15 protein-coding genes are annotated in these 21755 nt (G+C 47.9%); 9 read left to right on the top strand and 6 right to left on the bottom strand.

Features of this window, described 5'->3' with window-relative positions:
* Nucleotides 1–33: 33 nt before the first annotated feature.
* Genes LQ567_RS19920 through LQ567_RS19910 form a run of 3 tightly spaced genes read right to left on the bottom strand, consistent with a single transcriptional unit; the run spans nucleotide 34 to nucleotide 8305 of the window.
* Nucleotides 34–3144 carry a SusC/RagA family TonB-linked outer membrane protein gene (locus LQ567_RS19920; RefSeq protein ID WP_231007474.1) on the bottom strand — a complete coding sequence of 1037 codons (3111 nt, stop codon included), beginning with the start codon at nucleotides 3142–3144 and terminating at the stop codon, nucleotides 34–36.
* 36 nt (nucleotides 3145–3180) lie between these two features.
* Complete coding sequence (locus tag LQ567_RS19915) at nucleotides 3181–5100, bottom strand: RagB/SusD family nutrient uptake outer membrane protein (protein WP_231007473.1); 1920 nt, start codon at nucleotides 5098–5100, stop codon at nucleotides 3181–3183.
* Between the two features lie 55 nt (nucleotides 5101–5155).
* Nucleotides 5156–8305 (bottom strand): SusC/RagA family TonB-linked outer membrane protein, encoded by a 3150-nt coding sequence (locus tag LQ567_RS19910; RefSeq protein ID WP_231007472.1) that lies wholly within the window; start codon nucleotides 8303–8305, stop codon nucleotides 5156–5158.
* Nucleotides 8306–8811: 506 nt separating this feature from the next.
* Between LQ567_RS19910 and LQ567_RS19905 the strand changes: the two genes are divergently transcribed.
* The 5 genes from LQ567_RS19905 to LQ567_RS19885 all read left to right on the top strand — a co-directional run bounded on the left by LQ567_RS19905 (nucleotide 8812) and on the right by LQ567_RS19885 (nucleotide 14801).
* A complete protein-coding gene (locus LQ567_RS19905; protein WP_231007471.1) occupies nucleotides 8812–9243 on the top strand; it encodes a hypothetical protein in 432 nt (143 codons plus the stop codon).
* A 108-nt stretch (nucleotides 9244–9351) separates the two neighbouring features.
* Nucleotides 9352–10758 (top strand): TolC family protein, encoded by a 1407-nt coding sequence (locus LQ567_RS19900; RefSeq protein ID WP_231007470.1) that lies wholly within the window; start codon nucleotides 9352–9354, stop codon nucleotides 10756–10758.
* Between the two features lie 107 nt (nucleotides 10759–10865).
* Complete coding sequence (locus LQ567_RS19895) at nucleotides 10866–11822, top strand: HlyD family secretion protein (RefSeq protein WP_231007468.1); 957 nt, start codon at nucleotides 10866–10868, stop codon at nucleotides 11820–11822.
* A gap of 7 nt (nucleotides 11823–11829) precedes the next feature.
* On the top strand, nucleotides 11830–13017 hold the full coding sequence (locus LQ567_RS19890; protein ID WP_231007466.1) for an ABC transporter permease: 1188 nt from the start codon (nucleotides 11830–11832) through the stop codon (nucleotides 13015–13017).
* 200 nt (nucleotides 13018–13217) lie between these two features.
* The gene (locus tag LQ567_RS19885; RefSeq protein ID WP_231007464.1) at nucleotides 13218–14801 is read left to right on the top strand and encodes a fibronectin type III domain-containing protein; all 1584 of its coding nucleotides are present in this window, start codon (nucleotides 13218–13220) and stop codon (nucleotides 14799–14801) included.
* A gap of 347 nt (nucleotides 14802–15148) precedes the next feature.
* On the opposite strand, the gene LQ567_RS19880 is transcribed toward LQ567_RS19885, so the two are convergent.
* Nucleotides 15149–15766, bottom strand: a complete 618-nt coding sequence (locus LQ567_RS19880; RefSeq protein ID WP_231007463.1) for a Yip1 family protein — start codon at nucleotides 15764–15766, stop codon at nucleotides 15149–15151.
* Nucleotides 15767–15969: 203 nt separating this feature from the next.
* Here LQ567_RS19880 and LQ567_RS19875 point away from each other — a divergent pair, with 203 nt between their 5' ends.
* From LQ567_RS19875 to LQ567_RS19860, 4 genes are all read left to right on the top strand, one after another.
* The gene (locus tag LQ567_RS19875) at nucleotides 15970–16335 is read left to right on the top strand and encodes a hypothetical protein (protein ID WP_231007461.1); all 366 of its coding nucleotides are present in this window, start codon (nucleotides 15970–15972) and stop codon (nucleotides 16333–16335) included.
* An 18-nt stretch (nucleotides 16336–16353) separates the two neighbouring features.
* Nucleotides 16354–17220, top strand: coding sequence for a pirin family protein (locus tag LQ567_RS19870; RefSeq protein WP_231007460.1), 867 nt, complete (start codon nucleotides 16354–16356; stop codon nucleotides 17218–17220).
* Between the two features lie 69 nt (nucleotides 17221–17289).
* Nucleotides 17290–18183: a pirin family protein gene (locus LQ567_RS19865; RefSeq protein WP_231007458.1), complete on the top strand. Its 894-nt coding sequence runs from the start codon at nucleotides 17290–17292 to the stop codon at nucleotides 18181–18183.
* 83 nt (nucleotides 18184–18266) lie between these two features.
* A complete protein-coding gene (locus LQ567_RS19860; RefSeq protein WP_231007456.1) occupies nucleotides 18267–18584 on the top strand; it encodes a GNAT family N-acetyltransferase in 318 nt (105 codons plus the stop codon).
* Between the two features lie 66 nt (nucleotides 18585–18650).
* Here LQ567_RS19860 and LQ567_RS19855 read toward each other — a convergent pair whose 3' ends face one another.
* Nucleotides 18651–19868: a Fic family protein gene (locus LQ567_RS19855; protein ID WP_231007455.1), complete on the bottom strand. Its 1218-nt coding sequence runs from the start codon at nucleotides 19866–19868 to the stop codon at nucleotides 18651–18653.
* Between the two features lie 477 nt (nucleotides 19869–20345).
* The gene (ffh, locus tag LQ567_RS19850) at nucleotides 20346–21686 is read right to left on the bottom strand and encodes a signal recognition particle protein (RefSeq protein ID WP_231007453.1); all 1341 of its coding nucleotides are present in this window, start codon (nucleotides 21684–21686) and stop codon (nucleotides 20346–20348) included.
* Nucleotides 21687–21755: the final 69 nt, after the last annotated feature.

The raw sequence follows: 21755 nt of genomic DNA, 5'->3' as shown, positions 1-21755 counted from the left end.
CAGATAAATAATCCAAACCGGAACTATCATTAATTAAAAGGTTACTTTAACGCCCATATTATATACGCGGTAAACCGGGAAGCCACTGAAACCGCCCCCTTCAGGTCCGTAATCATCTGACCGCATTTGATCCCAGGTTATTAAATTTTGACCGCTTACCAGCAAACGGATATGTTGCGCACCTATAAACCGCGCCGCCCGGGAGGGTAACACATAAGACAACTCGGCATTTTTCAAACGGAGGTAGGCTCGGTTTGTGGTATAATAGTCGCTTCCCTGATGACTGCTGCTGGCCGTTAACGAAAGCGCCGGGGCGGTAATCAGTTCCCCGTTCTGATAGCGTTCGGCCGTCCAGGCATTCCGGTGCAGGGAGCCGAACACGCCGTCGTTTGAAGTTTCATACACGCCCATTCCGTTTTCAATGGTCGTATACGTTCCGGTTCCCTGGAAGAGCAGGTTCAGTTCAAAAGACCTGAAGTTAACGGCACCGTTAAATGCATACATCGCACGGGGAATGGCTCCCGTACCAATCGGTGCCTGGTCTTTTTCATCAATAATGCCGTCATTATTCAAATCGATATACTTCAGATCGCCCAGCCGGGGTTTGCCTACGCGGTCATACGCCAGTTTATTTGCGGCCAGTTCCTCCGGCGTATTAAAGAACCCATTGCCGTTGCTGCGATCTACCAGGTATCCCCATAACTGGCCTACCGAAAATCCTTCCGTCCTTTTCCGGTACACATAATCCTCGGTTTGCGCGGCTTCATTGATGCTGATCACCTTATTGCTGGCATAGCTGTACATACCCCCGATAGAGAAACCCAGATCCGGGTTCAGCTGTTTCCGGAAACTGATGGAAACTTCATACCCCTTGTTTTCAAAGATCCCTTCGTTTAACTGGGGATATTCATTAAGCGGGAATCCCTGGTACGCCGGGATGGTACCGGTAGCTCCCACCACCATATTTTCCATCCGTTCATTGAAGATATCGGCATTGATGGTGATCATATTCAGCAATCCCAGGTCGATACCAACATTCTTTTTGGTAGATACTTCCGCCATGATATCGGGGTTGGCCATTTTATTTTCAGACACCAGCCATTGCAGGTACCCGATGGGGCCGCCCCTGGCCAGCCGGATATCATTCAGGTAGGCAAAGCGGCTTAAACCACTTTGATCATTACCCGCCTTTCCATAGGAAGCCCGTAACTTAAGCAAACTCAGCCATTGCTGATCTTCCAGGAACGATTCATTCGATACTACCCAAGCGGCAGATGCTGCGGGGAAGCCGGTAAACCGCTTATTTCTTGCATACTGTTCGGACCCGCCATATCCCCAATCAAATTTCACAAGGTACCGGTCGTTATACGCATAATCCAGCTCTAGACCGGCGCTAACCCGGTCATAAGGCAGGGCCCCGGTATTGCTGTTGTCATTTTTGATCAGGTTCTGATAAAACATATAGCCAAAGCTGCGCAGGCTATGTTTTCCAAAAGCACGTTCATACTTCAGGTTGGCCTTATAGGATAAGTGATAATAAAAAGAATGCGTTTTACCGTAAACAAGCGGGCTGTTGGCATTGGTACCCAGTTTGGAAAACGCCATGGTATCCAGGTTGGCTGACCGCGTGTAACGCTCATAATCCTGGGTGGTACTCATACTTCCCACGGCATTGGTTTGGTAGGCAAACAAACCATCTATGCTCAACCCCCTGGTTAAAAAGCCCAGGTCCACATCCACACCAAACTGCGAAGTAACATTTGTTACCGTGTGACGGTAATAACCGGAGCGGTTCAACATCCCATAAGTCGGGCTGCTGATATTGGTGGAAGCCACCACTTGTTCGCCGGGCGTGGTCACCGTTCCGGCTGTATTCTTTAACTCAGGCGTTAACGGACCGTAAAAGTTGGCAGGGAGTTGAAAGATACTGCTGTAGATAGTGGAATTGCCCGATCCGGCGGTGCGCTCGCGTTTTACATTACCGGCCAGGCGTACAAATGTTTTGATATACTTGTTAATGACCATATCTACATTGGTACGGTAGTTTACCCAAACATTGTTGGCATTGGGATCGTACTTTGGTTGGTCCGTATTAAAATATCCCCCCTGGTGCATCACATTGACATTTGAGTAAAACTGAACCCGGTCATTACCACCCGTAAGATTCACACTCCCCCGTTGCATATTGGCAAAATCTTTTACAAAATAGTTGTACCAATCTGTATTGGGGTAGTATACCGGGTCAGCGCCCGTGCGGTATTTTTCTATCTGCGCATCTGTAAACGGCAACTTTTTGCCATCATTTTGTGCGGCCTGATTCCGAAGCGTAGCATATTCCGCCGCGCTGATAAACGCCGGTTTGGTGGTCACTTGTTGTACCGCCTGATCAAAGGTGGTATGGATCTGAAGCGTACCCTTTACCCCTCTTTTTGTTTTGATCACCAATACCCCGTTGGCCCCCTGGATCCCATAAATAGCCTGGGTGGATGCATCTTTCAGCAGACTCACCGATTCGATTTCATTGGGTGAAATATACTCCAGGCTCTGGCTGGCATTGTAAGAAACCGGAATGCCGTCGATGACCACCAGCGGACCATTTTTCCGGATCGAGTTAAAACCTCTTGCATAAATATTTGTGGTAGCCCGGGATAATTCGGAGTAGGTTTCCATGGTGGTAAGCCCTGGCAGGCGCCCGGCAAGCGTTTGTGTAAAATTAGCAACAGGCGCCCGTTCCAGCACTTCACCGCTAACGGATGCAACCGCGCCGGAAACGTCCTTACGCAGCTGTTGAGCATATCCGAGCTGTACGGTTTCATATTCGTTATGCACATCGGGCTGCAGTTGAATGTTCAGCTCCCTGGATACATCCACCTCGAAGGTCTGCGATTTATAACCCGCCTTGCTTACCACAAACGAGCGGCTGTTGTCATTAACCGCCAAAAGGTATACCCCTGCATTGTTACTAAAAACACCGTTTTTACCATTTGAAGAACTAACGGATGCATCCGGCACCGGCCGGTTCCATTCATCAGTGATCGTGCCTTTTACCACGACCCCGGTTTGTTGCGCGGTTCCTTTCATCAACGGGCCACTCAAAAGAAACACCAGCAAAACAATGACTCTGTTAATCATTTTATAGTCCATGTAACTTCTTATTATAATTCTATTAAACTTTTTTTCTTACCAGCCACGATTTTGCCACACCTGCCCCGTATTACTCAGGAGTATGTTTGCTTCGTTAAGCGGGATGGGGAGCCAGAGAAATTTGTTTTCATAGCAGGCCCGGGGTGTAGGCCGTACCAACCGGCGGCCATAGGTATACGTACCATCAGCATTGCGTTTGATTTCAGCAGCGGTCAGCCATTTATCGGTTTTGGATAAGTCGCCTTCGGGACTTGTCCATCTGCGGATATCGAAATAACGGTTTTCCTCCATTGCCAGTTCCACCCGGCGCTCCTGGCGTACCCGCAAAATCAGTTGCTCTTTCGACAGTCCCAGGGGCAGATCGGGCATGCCTACCCTTCTGCGGATCTCATTCACCGCAGCATATGCCTCATCCAGATGCCCCGACTCTGCGGCTGCTTCTGCAAAATTGAGGATCACTTCTCCCAGGCGGAACAACTTCCAGTTGGCGCCGCCAACCGGGTTATTATTACTGCTGGTGGGATGCAAAAATTTACGTTCAAAATACCCCGTGCGGGTAGCCCTTCGCACAGCCGGGTCCAGACCGGTTTGCGGCTCACCCACATAAGTAGTAATGATACGGGTGCGCTGCACTTTCCCTCCCGGATAGTTTTCGGGCGACTCCTTTACTTCATCAAAATTCCAAAGACAATACCGTTTGGATCCGTTGTAATAGATCGACGCATAAAAGCGGGGGTCCCTGTTTGCATAGGGGTTCTGCGGGTTGTACGTTTTATTATCTAGATTATAGTTGGGTTGCAAATGCTGCTCGTCCAGATAAGGATTAGCCAGATCCAGGATCGGCTGTCCGTCTTTGGTTTCATATGCATCTACCAGTTCCTGTGTAGGACAGGTACCGGACTTGTAACCGTCCTGTGCACCAATGCCGTCAATATCCCATATGTTGCCCTGTCCGTCCCGGCTTTGATAAATGGTTTCTTTATCCACGGGTGTGGCGGAATAAGCCATGGTTTGTGTAAAGTACTCGTTATACAACGCAGCCTTCTCATTTTTATCGGGTCCGATAAACGCGATATCCGAAAGATAGGTTTGCGGCTGATTCACTTTATTATACAGTTCATAGCCCTGATCCCGCAGGTTTTGTAAGGATGCTTTATTGATCTGGTAAGCCTCCTCCCAATAATTTTTTCCGGCATTATTTAAAGGACTGGCGGCAAAAAGGATCATCTTTGATTTGATGGCCTCTGCCATCGCCTTTTGTACGCGCCCCCCTTCGCCGGAGATCGTAATGCGCCAGGGCAGATCCGGGATGGCGAGTGCCGAGTCGCAATCGGCTATAATAAACTTTACCACTTCATAGTAAGAAGCTTTTTTCAGCTTGGAGAAATCATCCTTGAAATGGTAAGGCGCGCTTTGTATAGGCAGCACCGCGCCAAACCATTTCAGCAATTCAGCATAATAATAAGCCCGCAACACATGGGCTTCAGCCTTCCAGCGGTTGCGGATCGATTCCTGTATCCCATCTACCGACTGAATACGGCTCAGGAAATAACTGCAGTTATAAATCATATTCCAGTAACGGGCATAATAATCGCCGTTACCGGCATCGGCACTTACATTCGTAGCCGGATGATTGGAAGCCGAAGCATTGCCACTATACATGCGCCCGGACGATAAGGTAGGTTCTGCTTCCGCATCGGTATCCCATGCTTCATCGCTCCAAACCACCGGTCCTCTGCACCAGAAATAATAGCGGGTACCCTTTGCCGGCATATTATTGTAGCAGGTATTCAGGTAAGCCGAGGCTTTTGCACTATCTGCAAAAACTTCATCCAATGTAATTTTTCCATCCGGAGCCGTATTCAACGCCTTGTTGCAGGAGAAAAATGCAACGGCAGTTATTGTTAGGAAAAACAAATACGGGATCCTGTTTAAAAATGTATTGCTCTGTTTCATGCTTTGATCATTTGTTTTTGTTAAACAACAAATTCTTTAAAACCATTTATGGGAATCAGAAAGTAATGTTGGCTCCAAAATTCAGCGTCTTGGTCACCGGGTATAACAAGGCATCCGGCACTTCAGGATCCTGATGATACATCCGCAGTTTATCCCAGGTAAAATAGTTATACGCACTTACATAAACCCTCAGGCTTTTTACCGTTAGTCTTTTCAGCAGGTCCGGTGGCAGGGTATAAGCAAGCTCTATATTCTTTAAACGGATGAAGGAGCGGTCCATAATAAAAAAATCGTTGGCCACATGGTTGGTGGTGCTTTGTGTGCTGAGTGCCGGGTAAGTGATCTTTTCGCCGTTGTTGTACCGGTCCGCGGTCCAGGCCGTTCTTTGATATCCGAAATACGTGCCCAGCTTAATATTCTCATATACCCCCTGTTCGCTATAGAACGCCGAAAACTTTCCTACACCCTGGAAGAACGGTGTAAATTCGATGCCCTTATACCGGAGCGAAAACATAAGACCGTAGGTAACCCGGGGCACACTGCTGGAATACCCGATAGGCGCCTGATCTTTGGCGTCAATTACACCGTCATTATTCAGGTCGATGTATTTAAGATACCCCACCCTTGGCGTACCGAATCCATATTTAATCCTCGACAGGTATTCATCCAGCTCCTGCTGGGAATTGAAATAGCCATTACCATTGCTATAGTCTACCCGGTATCCCCATTGCTGCCCCAGTGAATACCCTGTGGTCCGGTAGGGAAACGGATAAGAATCATCACGAATGGGCTCATCCATAAACTTTACTTCATTTTTATTGAACCCGTAGTTTCCTTTTATAAGTAATGAAAGGTCCTTTGTATAACTTTTGTTATAGGTTATTTCCAATTCATAGCCCCTATTATCCACCACACCCATATTTACTTTTGGCAGGTTGCCGATGGGCATCCCCTGCAGTACCGGCACCGATGACCGGGTAATCAGTATATCCGTGCGGTGGTCTGTAAAGTAGTCGAACGTAACGGTGAAGTTTCTGAACAATCCCAGCTCCACGCCATAGTTCCGCTTTGTAGCCGTTTCCCAGGTAATATCCGGGTTGCCCAACAGGCCGATATTCACCCGCTGGCCACGGCCCAGGCTTCCGAGCACACCGCCGCCCAGGGTAATATTATCCATGTAAAGAAACCGTGCCGAAGAAATACGGTCGTTACCTACTTTACCATAGGATGCCCTAAGCTTCAGATTGCTTACAACAGGAATCAGCGGTTTAAAGAACTTTTCATTACTGATCACCCAGCCGGCAGATGCAGCCGGGAAAAAACCAAACCGCTTTGCAGGTGAGAACTGCTCAGAACCGTTATAGCCCATATTAAATTCTGCCAGGTACCGGTTATCATATGCATAGGTAAAGCGGCCTGAAAATCCGATCACGTTAAATGGAATTTCACCGCTGGTCGATTCCCAGTTATCGCGTTGTGCCAACGCCATACCCGTTACAGCATGTTTGTCAAATGAGCGGCTATAGTTGATGGATCCCTGAAGATTGATATTATAGCGGGAATCAGCACCTCTCGTAATGCTCATCAGCTCTTCATCCGGCCGTTTTAATCCGTAAGATAGCTGGTCATTGTCCGGGTTTACGTCTGCCAGGTAAAGGCGTTGCGACTGCTTGCCCTGCATGGCCGTGGTTGCTTTTGAATCATAAGAAATCATTCCCTTTATGCTCAGCCCTTTTGTAACCGTACGGCTCAGATCCCAATCCATACCCAGGGAGGAATTTAAATTGGAGCGCACCTCTTTTCGAAAGCCCGCGCGGTTGATCACCTCGTAAGCGGAGCGGTCCAGGTAAACAGGATCCACCAGCTGGCCGGGGGCCACACCGAACCCTTCTATAGTAGTAGGTCCGGGGGTAATGGGCAGCACGGTTTGTGCCTGGTACATAATATCCCGCATCATCCAGCGGGTATCGCTGCCGGGGTAGATCCAGGCCGCAGGCATGTTTACTTTTTCGATATAGCTGCCAATGTTCAGGAATGCCTTCAGCGATTTCGTAACCTTATAATCCAGGTTAGCCCTGAAGCTGTAGCGGTCCATAAACGAAGAGGGATCATATCCCAGTTGCGATTTCGGCTCCGTTTTCAAATTGCCGCCCTGGTGTAAAAATGTGCCGTTCACAAAATAGCTGATCTTATTTGTGCCGCCGCTGGCGCTCAGGTTCACCCGCGACTGCGGTGTATAACGGGAGATCATCATCCGGTAATAGTCGTTATCCGGATACATATATTTAAGCACGCTTGCCTTCCGTTCATAGTCTGGATCCGCAGGATCAAGGCCCGCAAGCGGATTCATATATTTATCAATATCCTTTTGCGTATACGGCAGGGCGATGCCATCGTTGGCGGAGGCTTCATTTCTTAGTCTGAGGTAATCCACGGAATGTAAGCGCTCCGGCTCCCGGGTAAACGAGGTATAGCTTTGGTCGATGCTCGCATTATATTGCGTTTTACCTTCCACACCCCTGCGCGTGGTAATTAAGATCACACCATTGGCACCCCGCACACCAAACACGGCCGTAGAAGAGGCATCTTTCAGTACGGAAACAGAGGCCACTTCATTCGGATCCAATGTACGTATATTATCGCGGGGTACACCGTCAATAAGTATTAACGGGCTATTGGAATTGGTGGTTGCCATACCCCGCAGATACATGGTGGCATCATCACGACCGGGTTGCCCCCCGTCCTGTTGCACCACCGATAAACCGGCAAGGCGACCTGCCAGCGCATTGGCAAGACTGGCGGAAGAATTTTGCTTTAACTGCTCGGTGGTAACCGTAGATACAGCACCCGTTACAGTTACCTTTTTTTGGGCACCATAGGCAATCACCACCACATCATCCATACCGGTTACATTAGAAACCAGCTGCACTACGCCGTTACCCAACGCGGATGCAGCAATCGTTTGGTCCTGGTAGCCCACATGGGAAAACAAAAGGCGCGCCGTTTCTTTAGCCTTCAGTGAAAACGCCCCCTTTTCATTGGTAATAACACCCTGGGAACTTCCCGCTACACTTACGGATACGCCGGCAACAGGAAGCGCCGTTTCTGAATCCAGAACAACGCCCTTAACGGTTTGCTCGTTCTGCGCAAATGCCAGGTTCAGGCAAAACGAAAACACGATCACCAAATAACTTTTAAATCTCATAATTAAGTTATCCTTGTTTAAAAATTTGAATAAAAGATCCCCCTTCCCTTTAAAAAAGAGTTTTTCCGGGAGTCATAAAAAAAGAAGCCTACCCCGGTAATCAGCGATTGATTTCGGGACACTCGCTCACATCGAACAGGCTGGTGTTGGTAACAACTGCCAAATCAAGGGCAGCGTACAAATCACATAACGGTGAAAGAGGTTATGACCGCAAACAGTTTCATCTGATTGGTTTTAATGGGTTAAAAATGAAGTTTCATTTTGTTGAAATACATTTAGTTTGCAATGCAATCGTTTACGTTAACGAAAATCAGGAAACTTTCCGAAACAACCGTCCTGCACTCTCCTGATATGGTTCAGGTATATTTAAAACTTCAAAAATCATTAAACCTGCTTTAAAAAAAACGTACGACTGCAACCCGTCAAACGCTTTACAGCGGCTATTTTTGCCGGCGGATCGCGATCCAGTATTGTTAAACAGAAGAACATAATCTGCGGGTATCAGCATGAACAAGCGCACCGGAAAAGCCCCAACACAATCACAAAAACACACCGACCCTGCCTCCGGATACGGATCAAATGCATCTAAAATCTTGAAAGTTTATTTAAACATTTTTAAAGAGCCATCGTACTGTCCACCATCTTTTTTACATGCGTTCTTTTTTCTGCTGATCGCTATGCAGAAAAAAGAATCCGCGGATATCAGGATATCAGTGAAAACAATCTGCGGCCATCAGCAGGAAAGATCATTCAAGATCGCAGCGTATCGTATCGCAAAAAAGGTTACAGGTGCGGTTATAAAAGAGAATGCAACAGGCATGCAGCAAATCATAGAAAGCATCCGGCAAATGCAAAACCGCCAAAGGTCATTCATAAGACGTAGCCAAAACAGATCACCGAAACGAGATACGCAGCAATACACTTATTTGCGATCCTGAAAGAATTAAAAGTTGGCCGTCATCATTTTTCGGTACAAGATGGGGTAAAACACGGATTTAATATTATATTTAATGTAAATTCTATTTTCGTATAAAATATTTTTTATAATGAAAAATATGCTGCCTCTTCTCCTGCTTTTGCTGCTATTCCATAGCAATAGCCAGGCCCAGTCTGCACCAGGTTTCAGGGAGCTTTTAGATAGTGCGCTGGTGCGGGATGCAGACCTGAAAATGCAGCAGACCAAAAACAAAATCACCGGCCTGGATCAGCGTAAGCTCAAAGATGCGTTCCTGCCCACCCTGCAGGCAAGCGGTATGGCCGGCTACATGAATGCCACGGCCCACCTGATCTCCCCCGAGATCAACCTGCAGCCTTTTTTAGATATTCCCCAGCGCAAATACAATAATAACCTGAACATTTCCGGTTTTTCCGGTCTTGCAAAAGCCGATGCAAAAATGCTGTTGTATTCCGGCGGCAAGGTAAAATACCTGGGAAAAGCGCTGGACGAAAAAAAGCAGTCGGAAGCCGCCCTGCTCGAAAAATCACAGGATGAAGTGGTGACCATGATTTCCAGGGCCTATGATCAGCTGGCCCTCGTGCATCAATCGAAAAAAGTACTGGATGAAAGCAAAAAAAGACTGGACGCCAATAAGAAAACGGCCGACAAAGCGTTGGGATACGGACTGATCACCCCCTATGATCACAAAAAGATCGAACTGGCCCAGGCCACGCTGGATGCGAAAGTAGCCGAATACGAAGGCAAAAAAGAACTCCTGCTTACCCAGCTTGAGGTATTAACAGGAGTTGCCAAAGAACGGCTCCGTATGATTGAACCGGTGCTGACACCCATAACCCCTGCGGCGCCTCAAAAAACAATTGAAGACCGTGCCGAACTGCGGGCATTGGAACATGGCATCCGCGCAAGCGATTTTAAAGTAAAAGCGGAAAAAACCTGGTGGATCCCCAAGGTACAGCTGATGGCCTCCGCCTACTACCTGGGGCTTTATGGCAGTCACTGGAAGACTTCTGAGAATATCATTCCGCCCATTCCCAGCATCGGCTATGCCGGCCGTAAACTGGACTGGCACCCGGCCAGCCTGAATGTATTTCCCATCCTGAGGGCCGGCGTAGGGTTTCAATGGTCCATCTTCGATGGCAGGGAAGGGCAACGTGCTATTGAGCTGGCTATGGTAGACCGGGAACTGCTGCTGCACCAGAAAGAGGATGCCTTGCGCAAGCTCACACTCAACCAGGCCAATAACCAATCCGGCTATGATATTGCCAATGCACAGATCGCCTTAAAGCAAAAGCAAAAGGAACTGGCTCAAAATGCATTGGTTCAGGCCGAAAAGGAATTCCGGTATGGCATGGCCAAATCGATGCAGCTGGTGGAAGCCGAAAGCGACCTGGAAGCAGCAGAGCTGGAATATCAGAATGCCTTGTTCAACCAGCGCAGGGCCGCCATAGAACTGATGCGCTCGACCCAGGAGCTGGATGTAACAAAATTGTATTAAGAGCGCTCCCGGCCTACGCTGATAACTGATAGCAGACAGCTGATGACTGATAGCTAATAGCTGATAACTAATCACTGAATACGGATGACAAAAACTTCTTATAAAAAATGAGTATCAATCGTTACCTGGTATGGATCGGTCTGCTGATACTGACCGGATGTGGCAATAAAAAAGACAAACCCGCTCCTGTTGAGGGAAAGGTAAAAAAGGATGTGATCTCCTTTGCACCGAAAGTTACGGGCAGGATCCTGAAGATTTATGTAACCGAAGGGCAAACGGTAAAAAGGGGAGATACCCTGGCATTGCTGGATGTACCCGAAGTATCTGCTAAAATTGCCCAGGCCCAGGGGGCCGTTAGTGCCGCTACGGCGCAGGAACAAATGGCGCGGCACGGTGCTACGGCCGACCAGATGAAACAGCTGCAGGCTAAATACCGGGGGTTAAAGGAACAGTATGCTTTTGCACAGAAATCATTTGACCGGGCCACCAATATGTACAACGACAGCCTGATGTCGCCACAGGCCTATGATGAAGTTTATGCCAAATTACAGGGCGCCAAGGCACAATACGATGCAGTGGTGGCAGAAATGGATGATGTAAGGAAAGGCACACGTATTGAAAAAGTGGAAATGGCTTCCGGACAGGCTTCGCAGGCAAAGGGTGCTTTGCAGGAGGCCAATGTAGCCTATTCCGAACGTTATGTGATTGCTACCAACGACATGGAAATTGAAACCATCAGCCTGAATACCGGGGAACTGGCCACTGCGGGTTTTGCCTTATTCAACGGGTATATACCCGGCAGTACCTGGTTCCGGTTCACCATCCCGGAAAGCAGCATCGCTGCCTATAAAAAAGACCAGCAGGTGGAGGTACAGGTGGTGTATAATAAAGAATTAGTCAGCGGGTCCATTTTATACATCAAGCAGCTGACCCGCTATGCCGATATTACAACGGCCTATCCGGATTACCAGCTGCAGGATGCCGTTTATGAGATCAAGGTAAAGCCCACAGATACGGCGAAGGCCGGGAATGTATTGGTAAATGCAAATGTGTTGCTGAAATAATTTGTTTATGAAAGAGTTCCTGCGCCTGCTAAAACGAGAGTTTAAACTGTTTATCGGCAACTCCACCCTGCGGAGCGTGTTTTTTCTGGCCCCGGTTTTCTATGCCACCTTGCTGGGCTTTGTGTACAAAAGCGGCAAGGTGGAAAACACACCCGTTATTGTAATTGACAGGGACAACACCCCGCTATCGGCACAACTCACAGAAATGCTGGGCGATAATAAAAGCATTAAAGTGCTCCGCTTCCTGCAGGAGCCCGGCAATATAAAAGATGAAGTGATCAGGCACGATGCGGCCGCTGTAGTGATGATCCCAGCAAAATTTGAGGCGTCCATGCTTCAAAAAAAATACCCCGAAGTCAATATATACATCAACACGGGGAACATGATGACCGCCAATTTTGCAACCAAGGCCTTGCAGCTGACCATCGGTACCTTTTCCGCGGGAGCCGCAATGAAAGGGCTGCAGAAAATGGGCATGAATCCGGGCCGAGCCGCCACACAATACGAGCCTTTTAAAACCAACTACATTACGCTGTTTAACACCACCAGCAACTATCTTATTTTTATGTGGCCCGCCATGCTGGCCGTTGTATTACAGCAGGTCATTTTACTGGCCATGGCCGTAAGTTTTGCCGCCGAATTTCAACGGGGTTCTTTTACAAAAGAATATACCGCCATGCGGCGCTGGGCTTTTCCTACGATGCTTATCAAGGTCATTCCCATTTGGGTATTTTCCATTTTGATCGTTTGCGTTTATTACGTGATGCATATGATCTTCCGTGTTCCGCTTCCGGAAGGCATTTTCAACTTTATGCTCCTCTCCGCTGTTTTTGTAGGTTCCGCCTCCTTTCTCGGCGTGTTTATCAGCATCCTCATTCCCGATGCGTTAAAGGCCACCCAAATCCTGATGGTACTGGCCTCACCCGCCTTTATCATCAGCGGCTTTACCTGGCCCATGAGCGCTATGCCGGGCTTTGTACAGTTTATCGCCAATATCATCCCCTTAACGCCGTTTCTGCAGGCCTTTAAAATATTGCTGATCCAAAAGGGTTCAGCCCCCCTCATTGCGCCCTATATGAACCACCTGGTGCTGCTGCTGCTCGTATATGCCTTCCTTGGCTGGATAGCGTTAAAGATCAAGTTGTGGCAATTATTTAAAGTGCCCAAACAACCTACGGCAGCAGGCGCCGCCTGACCTGCAGTTGCATGCCGGTGCAAAAAATCACCGTCGCTGATCAAACGTTTGCATTGCAGCGATCCTCCCTGGCTACAGGCGCAGCTGCTGTTTACGATGGCAGTGCAACAGCAAAATAAGTTACATTTGATCCTTATCCGTATTGCAATTAATCCGGAGTGCCGGCATCATTCAACAAATGCCGGTTATAATGCACACACATGAGGAAGATACTGTTGTTATTTACACTATTATCAACGCTGGGGAGCGATGCGCAGGCACCGCTTGTCACGTCCAAACTCCGGTTACTAGGTACCCGCAGCTGGATCCGCGTAAACTGGGATGCCGATCATGCGGTAACGCAATACCGCCTGTACTGGTCACCCGGCAATAAACGTCCCGCCAAACCTGCGGCTACCCCGGAACCGGGCGTCAATCATTATTATATACAAAACCTGATACCCGGAGCCACCTATCATATCTGGCTGGAACGGATCACCGCAGGAGGCAGCAGCATTGCCCAAGGCACCGTAACCGCCCACAAAAAATGGGAACCGGACCCGGAGGAACGAAAGGAACTAACCACCAATCCCAGTTCCACCGCCGTGCCTGCAGGCATGCAGTTGTACTGGCAGGATGAGTTTAATGATGCACTGCTGAACCGGAGCAAATGGACCACCAACTATTTTTCATCGCTCAATTATTTAAACCAGGAATCGAAAGAAGAAATGCTCACGGGCCGGTTACCGCAGCCTGCTTACCGGCTGAACGGCAGCACCATCAACCTGTTTGTAAACGATTCACTACCCGCCAGACTGTATACTCCAAAGGGCAACCAGAAAATATCATCCATACAAACCTACGACTGGCAAACAAACGAAAACCTGCTGGACAATAGCCGCGGCGGTTACTTTGAGGTAAGGGTACGGCGGAGCAAATCAGGAGAACCCAAAGGCGTGAATACGGCATTCTGGTTCGACTCACCGGGGCCGGACCTCCGTTACTACCTGGAGCAGGAAACGGTGTTAAATGGTACCGAAGGCATCCGCCCGCCCGGGCAGGTTTTTGAAATCGATGTTTTTGAGCTGTTGAATGCGCAGTTTGTATTACATGGCCAGGTAGATAAAAAAGGTACGTTCGTGCACAACCTTGCCACGCATATTGCAAAGGGTTACCAGCACGAAAACAACTGGGTAACGCACGGCATGTTATGGACGCCCACCGGCATCAAACATTATATCAACGGTAACCTTATCGGTGCATACACAGATAAACATAAGATCTTTGCGCCCAATCATTTTATGAATGTATTCCTGGGTACTTATGGCTCCGGCGGCAACGTGAACATGGAAGTGGATTATATCCGTTATTACCAGTGGCCGCTGTATGGCGGCAACGAGCTGCCCAATCCGGGCTTTGAAGAGAACAGCAGTCACGCACCCTGGGAAGGTGATGCTACGCTTGCAGCCGGCGCGGGCCGGAAGGGAGGCAACGGGCTCCGGCTGATGCCCGGGCAAAAAGCCGAGCAGTACGTGTACCTGGATCACAGCCGGGCTTATACGCTGGAATATTGGTCGGCAGGCAGTGGTACGCTGAAAGCCACGGTTGAAAATGTAGCCCCGGTTACCGGCGATCTGTCTGCCGCTGCAAGTCAAACGGTCAAAAGCCGGCCGGCCTTTACCGCAACCAGGCTAAATTTTAAAACCGGATCCGAGCGGGATCATCACAAAAAAACCATCCGCATGGTCATTGAAAATACCGGAACCACCGCCGTTGTGCTGGATGATATTACCATAAAAAAATAGCGAGACTGCACACCGCCTGTTCATGATTGTTTCAGAAACAGGATCATACAGCGGGTACTGTAAATACCAAAGCTTATATCATAAGAAGGACCGGCCTGAGGTATTTTCAATCACCATGGAAAAACAGCAAGGAGCCGCATAAGCACAACTGCCGGGAGCGAAATCGGTTTGAAATATCCCTGCGTGCTTCCGCTGTAATATTGTTTTTGTGATATTTAAAAATATTATTGATTCCTTATTACAACTTTGTAATAATATTTCTGTGATATTTTTTCTTATTACAAAAACGGTATTACAAAAAACAGCAGCCGGTGCAACGGGTAATACAGCGGACCACTCCCGGCGCTTTATCTTACCTGTATCGACTGAAGGATATCCTTCGACATGGAAAGCCCCATTGTTGGCATTACCAGCGCGCTCATGATGATACCGATTACCACATAAACGGCGATCATCACCAGCAGGGATACAATAAAATAAGAGAGCTGTTTATCTTCCGGTGTCTTTTTCATTTTTGGCAATCCCAGATACAGCAGGTATAAACCGTAGAGACTGAAGAGCGCGCCAATAAAAGCAAGTGCCGGAAATACATTCAGCAAACCGCCCACCCAGGCAGGTGTGTAGGCATAGGCCACCAATTGCACAGAACGGCCCATATTTTTTTCCGAGGCAAAACTGGGCGCCAGTGCATCAATGACAAAAGCGCTGATAAAAACGCCCAGGATGCCCATGATCAATGCATTTGCCGCCTGGTAAATGCCCCAATTCACGCCTTTGATTCTGAAAAAACCAGCATCCATACCAATAAACCCATAACCAATAAAGGCAGCCACGGCAGCCAGTCCGGCCAGCGGCAATACATAACCGGTAATTACTTTTGCATTATCGGGCTGCTCCCCGTCAATAATGTCCCATTCTGCTTTAGGGGCCAGGATCATATTTTTTGCGCGGTTGATGACATTCATAATCAGATGTTTTTTAGTTTTTGAAATGGAGGGCTAAAGGTAGGCTTCCCTTATCAACAGGTTCATCGCCAAATATGGCGATACCCGTCATGCAGCTGTAAAATTCAATCATCTCCGGCAGCGATACTACGGAGGACTTAACCTGGTTTAAGTGCCGGCCGTTAATACAGTTGTAACTTTATACCAAAAGGAGTAAAATCAATATGAAAACAGAAATCTTGGGCATACACCTCAATGAACAGGCAGCAAACTTACTGAAGGCACAACCCAACAGTAACCTGGTTCAGGTGCTTACCGCCGAAGAAGCGGTGGAGAAATTTCAGCTGATCGATTTTGATGTGGTTGTGGCCCCCGAAGCATACCTGGATAACAAGGAGGAAGCTATGATCAAAAAGTTGCTTTCGCTGAAGGATCACGACAGCATGTGGATCACGTATGAAGCCGGCCGGGAGGCAGCGCTGGCCGCAGCGATCTCCGGGTTCTTCACAGAGCTGGAAACCGCTCCCAGGCATTCATTTTCCGTAACAGACAACGGACTCAAACCTAAATTGAACATTGAGATCTTATAAAACAAGGAGAAACATACAATGAAAAAAACGATCGGAAAAATCGTTCCCAAACCCGCACAGCCGCATATGGTAGGCGACGGGTTCCGGGTATATGGCTTTATTCCCGCAGCTGTTGACCGCAGAAACATGAGTCCCTTCCTGGTGCTGGATTTTAACCCCGAATACAATTTTGGACCTTCCGAAATTCCCCGGGGTGTAGGTGCACATCCGCATAAGGGCTTTGAAACGGTAACCATTGCCTACAAGGGCAGCGTTCAGCATGCAGACAGCAGTGATGGAGGCGGCATCATTGGCGAAGGCGATGTACAGTGGATGACCGCCGGTTCCGGTATCCTGCATAAGGAATTTCATGAAGAACAGTTTTCGAAGACCGGAGGTCCGTTTGAAATGGTGCAGCTTTGGGTAAACCTTCCCGCACGCAATAAAAATGTAGCGCCCCATTATCAGGCCATCGGAAAAGACCGGATGGGGAAATATACGATTCCCGGGGATGGGGGCATCGTAAACGTAATTGCCGGCAGTTTTAACGGTGTACAAGGACCCGCCAGCACTTATACGCCCGTTCACCTTTCGGATATTAAACTGAAAGCGGGAGGCGCGGTTAGCACACAGTTCCCCGAACATTTCAATACCGCCTTGCTGGTCATCAAAGGCAACATAACTGTAAACGGGCAGCAGGCCTCGGAGCACAGCTTCGTTCATTTTAAAAATGAAGGGGAAGAGATCACCATTGCGGCTGTGGAAGATGCGGTGGTATTGCTGTTGAGCGGGGAACCCATCCCCGAGCCCATTGCGGCTTACGGTCCGTTTGTAATGAACACCCAGGCAGAAATTTACGAAGCGATGGAAGACTTCCAGGCAGGGAAGTTTGGTACCCTGGATTAATTTTTAAACCGGTGCCACCAGGATAACGGATCGCATCGGTTTTCCTTTACTTTTATAAAAATATGCAACATGTCAAATATTGGAATGATCATCGAAGAACGGGCAGCCGATATCGGCAATTTCCTCGTAGGCCGCCTGTTGCCTTTCCGGCAGAAACGCATGGTGGGGCCCTTTATCTTTATTGATCATATGGGGCCGGCCAACCTGAAAGATTACCAGAACCTGGATGTGCCGCCGCATCCGCATATCGGGCTTTCTACCCTTACCTATCTTTTTGAAGGTGCCATTATGCACCGCGACAGCCTGGGGTCGGAGGTTGAAATTATGCCCGGTGCAGTAAACTGGATGACGGCCGGCAAAGGAGTGGTACATTCTGAACGGACGCCTGGCTACCTGCGCACAACCGATAAACAACTACATGGGTTACAGATATGGGTGGCGCTGCCCAAAGCACTGGAACAAAGCGAACCCTCCTTTACACATGTAGAAGCCGCTGCCATACCGGTATGGCAGCAGGATGGAGCGGTAATTAAACTGATTTCCGGCACCGCATTTGGCAAAACCTCTCCGGTACCGGTGCACAGTCCCCAGTATTTTATAAAGATCCAAACAGCTAAGGGCCAGGTATTGCATATCGGGAAGGATCTTTACGGGGAAAGCGGCCTCTACATCCTGGAAGGCAGTGTCATCAGCGAAGGCCATGCCTATGGTCCCAAACAGATCCTGATCGCCAAAGACAGCACACTCTGTTCGTTTGAAACTACAGACAATACCACGGTTTTTATATTTGGAGGCGAACCCTTTCCCGAAGAACGGTTTATTTACTGGAACTTTGTAAGCTCTGACAGGGAAGTGATCGAAAAAGCAAAGCAGGACTGGCTGGAGCAACGGTTTCCACCGGTACCCGGAGAAATGGAATTTGTGCCACTACCGGAACAATCCGGCCATCTGAAACAAAAATAATCAACCCTGTTTTAAAAAGCAGCCGCTGAAAAAGACCGGTATCAGCTGATCCCTTTTTAAAATCACACACTAATCATATCATTATGAAACCTGAATATACAGCCATCCCGCTTGTAAAAAATGATGCGGAAAAGCAATACCAGCTCACCATCGAGGGGCATACGGCATTTATCCAATTTAATGAAACTCCGCACCATATCAGCCTGGTACATACCGAAGTTCCACCAGAGCTGGAGGGCAAAGGAGCGGGAACGGCCATTGTAGAAAAAACCCTGGAAGCCATTGAGCAAAGCGGTAAAACACTGGTGCCGCTCTGCCCTTTCGTATTTGCCTATATCAAACGGCACCCGGACTGGAAACGCATTGTGGATCCTGGGTTTAAAGGGTTCGGCGAGGCATAGATTGATCTTGCATCATCGATTTCTTACCTGCCCTGCCTGTTTTATTAGGGCGGCATATCCGTCTTTTTATACCCTAACCAGGCGCATCAATGGTTCAAACGAATAAAGTGCAGGCTTACGTCCTGCCGCTTCCTGCTGCAAATAAAGCAATCCTTCATCCAATAGTTTTTTAATAAACGTTGATGCCGACTTTTCGGGGATTCCAGCTGTCCGGTAGAGGTTGGGCAACCTGAATTTGGGATAAGTAAAAATATAGTCCAATACCTGCATGCTCCATTTTGAAGCCAGTGTTCCTGAAACACGCAGTTTCATATCCTCATAGAGGCGGCTTATCTGCTCCGCAATTTCCAGGTTTTGCATAGCCTGTTCCTTTACTGCAGTTAAGAAAAAGGCACACCATTGTTCCCAGTTTCCGGTTTCGGATACTTCGCGCATCCTGTTTATATATGAGTCCTTATGTTCTTCCAGGTAACCACTAATATAAAAATGCGGCGCACTAATTAATCGCTGCTGCCATAAAAAAAGCGTGATCAACATTCTTCCTATTCTTCCATTCCCATCCTTGAAAGGGTGCAGCGCTTCAAACTCCAGATGCATGACTGCGGTTCTTATCAGAACCGGGTGCTTATCGCTTTTTAGATAAGCAAACAAGCGCTCCATACCGTCTTGCAATTTTTCAGGGCCAATCGGAACATAGGAGATCTGTCTTCCGGCTTTATCTCCAATAAAGTTTGGTTCTGTTTTGTACGCCCCGGGCGATTTTGAAGCACCCCTTCCAAAACTTAATAATTGCTGATGGATCTGTTTGATCAGGCTGTCGGAAATTTCATATCCGGCTTCCATACCTTTTTGCGCGTTCCGCAAGGAACGTTGATATAAAAGGGTTTCAACCACATCAGATCGAACATCTGCTTTATACGTATCCTCGTCATCATCTTCTTTCACATTGGCTTCGAATTCCATGATTTCATCAATGGTGCTGATCGTACCCTCCATACGGGAAGACAACACCGCCTCCTGATTCCGGAGGGGTGCCAACAATATTTCACTGTTATGAAGATTTTTCAACATCTGATCAAACCGCGCAAGCGCCTGTTCCGCTGCTAATAACTCATTTATAATTGGCTCATAATGAATTTTTTCAGGTGGAAACAGGTCTTCATGGTATAGCGTTGCATTTTGTAAGTTCATTGGATCAGATCTTAGTTGAGACAAAATTAAAGACAAATACTTTGTCCGCCAAAAAATGAAAAATATGGCGGACAAATGATAATAGAGGGCCATTTTGGCGGACAAACTTCTTTGTTCGTCAAAAAATGCGAAATATGGCGGACAAATAAGGTTGGGGGAGTAATTTGGCGGACAAAATTAATTGTCCGTCAAAAAGTCAATAAAATGGCGGACAAATAAAGTTGAAGGAATTTGCTGAAGCTAAAATACAATCGGTGTATAAAACCTTAACCGGTTAAAAATGAAAGCAGTAAGAATGCTTATCGGGTTTCCGGCATATAAAAAAAAGCAGCGAACCGCGCTGCCGTGTAATTATTAAACCGCATCCGGACGGACATACATTATGAATCGCAACGCACGACAGAGTGAGCAGTCAATCTTCAATGATCAGGCGTTCCGCGGGATCATTGCTGCAGATACGCGATGGTGCTACGGCGCTGCGATATTGTTGGGTACTGATAAAGCCATACCAGATCTGCGTATTCTGCGGCCTTAACAAAACCAGGTTAATTGCTAAAAGCCCAAAGGCTGCTAACCCGGCATCTTAAACTTACCCATGCCCGGCATCATACGGCCGAAAGCACCCATCTTGTTCATGTTCTTCATCATGTCGCGCATTTGCTCAAATTGCTTCATAAATGCGTTCACTTCCGAAATATCTTTGCCACTGCCCAGGGCAATACGCTTGCGGCGGCTGCCATTGATCAGATCCGGGTTGCTGCGTTCTTCAGGAGTCATCGAATCGATCATCGCTTCGATGCCTTTAAAGCTTTCATCGCTGATGTCCAGGTCCTTGATCTTGGCACCCACACCCGGGATCATTCCCAGCAGGTCCTTCATATTTCCCATCTTCTTGATCTGGTCCAGCTGGGTTTTAAAGTCGGCAAAATCGAATTTATTTTTCCGGATCTTACTCTCCAGCTTTTTCGCCTGCTCTTCATCAAACTGTTGCTGGGCACGCTCTACCAGCGTAGTGATATCTCCCATTCCCAGGATCCGCTGTGCCATCCGCTCGGGGTAAAACACGTCCAGCGCATCCATTTTTTCGCCATTGCTTACAAATTTGATCGGCTTATTTACCGTGTATTTGATCGACAATGCCGCACCACCTCTTGTATCTCCATCCAGTTTGGTAAGCACCACGCCGCTGAAATCGAGGCGCTCGTTAAACGCTTTCGCTGTATTTACGGCATCCTGCCCCGTCATGCTATCTACCACAAACAGGATCTCCTGCGGGTTGATCGCATTTTTGATATTGGATACCTCCGTCATCATAGCCTCATCAATCGCCAGACGGCCGGCCGTATCGATGATCACCACATTCTTATTCTTCGACCGTGCCGTTGCAACGGCATTTTGGGCAATGGATACGGCATCTTTATTTTCCGGTTCGATATGTACGTCTACCCCGATCTGTTCTCCCAGTACCCGCAATTGCTCCATCGCCGCCGGGCGGTAAATATCTGCGGCCACCAGCAGGGGCGACAATCCTTTTTTGCTTTTTAAAAAATTAGCCAGTTTACCGCTGAAGGTGGTTTTACCGCTACCTTGCAAACCTGCGATCAAAATAACTGCCGGGCTTCCTTTTGCATTAAAAACCGCTTCTTCACCGCCCATCAGTTCGGTAAGCTCATCCTTCACGATCTTAACCATCAACTGGCCGGGGCTGATGGCATTCAACACCTTCTCGCCCATGGCTTTATCCTTGATCTTGTCTGTAAACTCCTTGGCTATTTTATAGTTTACATCCGCATCTACCAGCGCGCGGCGGATTTCTTTTACGGTGGCAGCAACGTTCAGTTCTGTAATACGTGCCTGCCCTTTAAGATTTTTAAAGGCTGATTCTAATTTATCCTGTAGACTATTAAACATATTTTACCAAAGATTATTCACTGAAAAATGCCTGCAAATATACTATTTTAAAAAGCAGCAACCGCCAAA

This window comes from Niabella pedocola, assembly GCF_021044425.1.
GTDB classification, from domain to species: Bacteria; Bacteroidota; Bacteroidia; order Chitinophagales; family Chitinophagaceae; genus Niabella; species Niabella pedocola.
The sequence above is the reverse complement of the archived record's forward strand: the minus strand, read 5'-3'. Positions and strand labels throughout refer to the sequence as shown.

What these genes read in the sequence shown, in the direction of transcription:
- LQ567_RS19920 (WP_231007474.1), bottom strand. Translation starts at nt 3,144, where the DNA reads ATGGACTATAAAATGATTAACAGAGTCATTGTTTTGCTGGTGTTTCTT.
- LQ567_RS19915 (WP_231007473.1), bottom strand. Translation starts at nt 5,100, where the DNA reads ATGAAACAGAGCAATACATTTTTAAACAGGATCCCGTATTTGTTTTTC.
- LQ567_RS19910 (WP_231007472.1), bottom strand. Translation starts at nt 8,305, where the DNA reads ATGAGATTTAAAAGTTATTTGGTGATCGTGTTTTCGTTTTGCCTGAAC.
- LQ567_RS19905 (WP_231007471.1), top strand. Translation starts at nt 8,812, where the DNA reads ATGAACAAGCGCACCGGAAAAGCCCCAACACAATCACAAAAACACACC.
- LQ567_RS19900 (WP_231007470.1), top strand. Translation starts at nt 9,352, where the DNA reads ATGAAAAATATGCTGCCTCTTCTCCTGCTTTTGCTGCTATTCCATAGC.
- LQ567_RS19895 (WP_231007468.1), top strand. Translation starts at nt 10,866, where the DNA reads ATGAGTATCAATCGTTACCTGGTATGGATCGGTCTGCTGATACTGACC.
- LQ567_RS19890 (WP_231007466.1), top strand. Translation starts at nt 11,830, where the DNA reads ATGAAAGAGTTCCTGCGCCTGCTAAAACGAGAGTTTAAACTGTTTATC.
- LQ567_RS19885 (WP_231007464.1), top strand. Translation starts at nt 13,218, where the DNA reads ATGAGGAAGATACTGTTGTTATTTACACTATTATCAACGCTGGGGAGC.
- LQ567_RS19880 (WP_231007463.1), bottom strand. Translation starts at nt 15,766, where the DNA reads ATGAATGTCATCAACCGCGCAAAAAATATGATCCTGGCCCCTAAAGCA.
- LQ567_RS19875 (WP_231007461.1), top strand. Translation starts at nt 15,970, where the DNA reads ATGAAAACAGAAATCTTGGGCATACACCTCAATGAACAGGCAGCAAAC.
- LQ567_RS19870 (WP_231007460.1), top strand. Translation starts at nt 16,354, where the DNA reads ATGAAAAAAACGATCGGAAAAATCGTTCCCAAACCCGCACAGCCGCAT.
- LQ567_RS19865 (WP_231007458.1), top strand. Translation starts at nt 17,290, where the DNA reads ATGTCAAATATTGGAATGATCATCGAAGAACGGGCAGCCGATATCGGC.
- LQ567_RS19860 (WP_231007456.1), top strand. Translation starts at nt 18,267, where the DNA reads ATGAAACCTGAATATACAGCCATCCCGCTTGTAAAAAATGATGCGGAA.
- LQ567_RS19855 (WP_231007455.1), bottom strand. Translation starts at nt 19,868, where the DNA reads ATGGCCCTCTATTATCATTTGTCCGCCATATTTTTCATTTTTTGGCGG.
- ffh (WP_231007453.1), bottom strand. Translation starts at nt 21,686, where the DNA reads ATGTTTAATAGTCTACAGGATAAATTAGAATCAGCCTTTAAAAATCTT.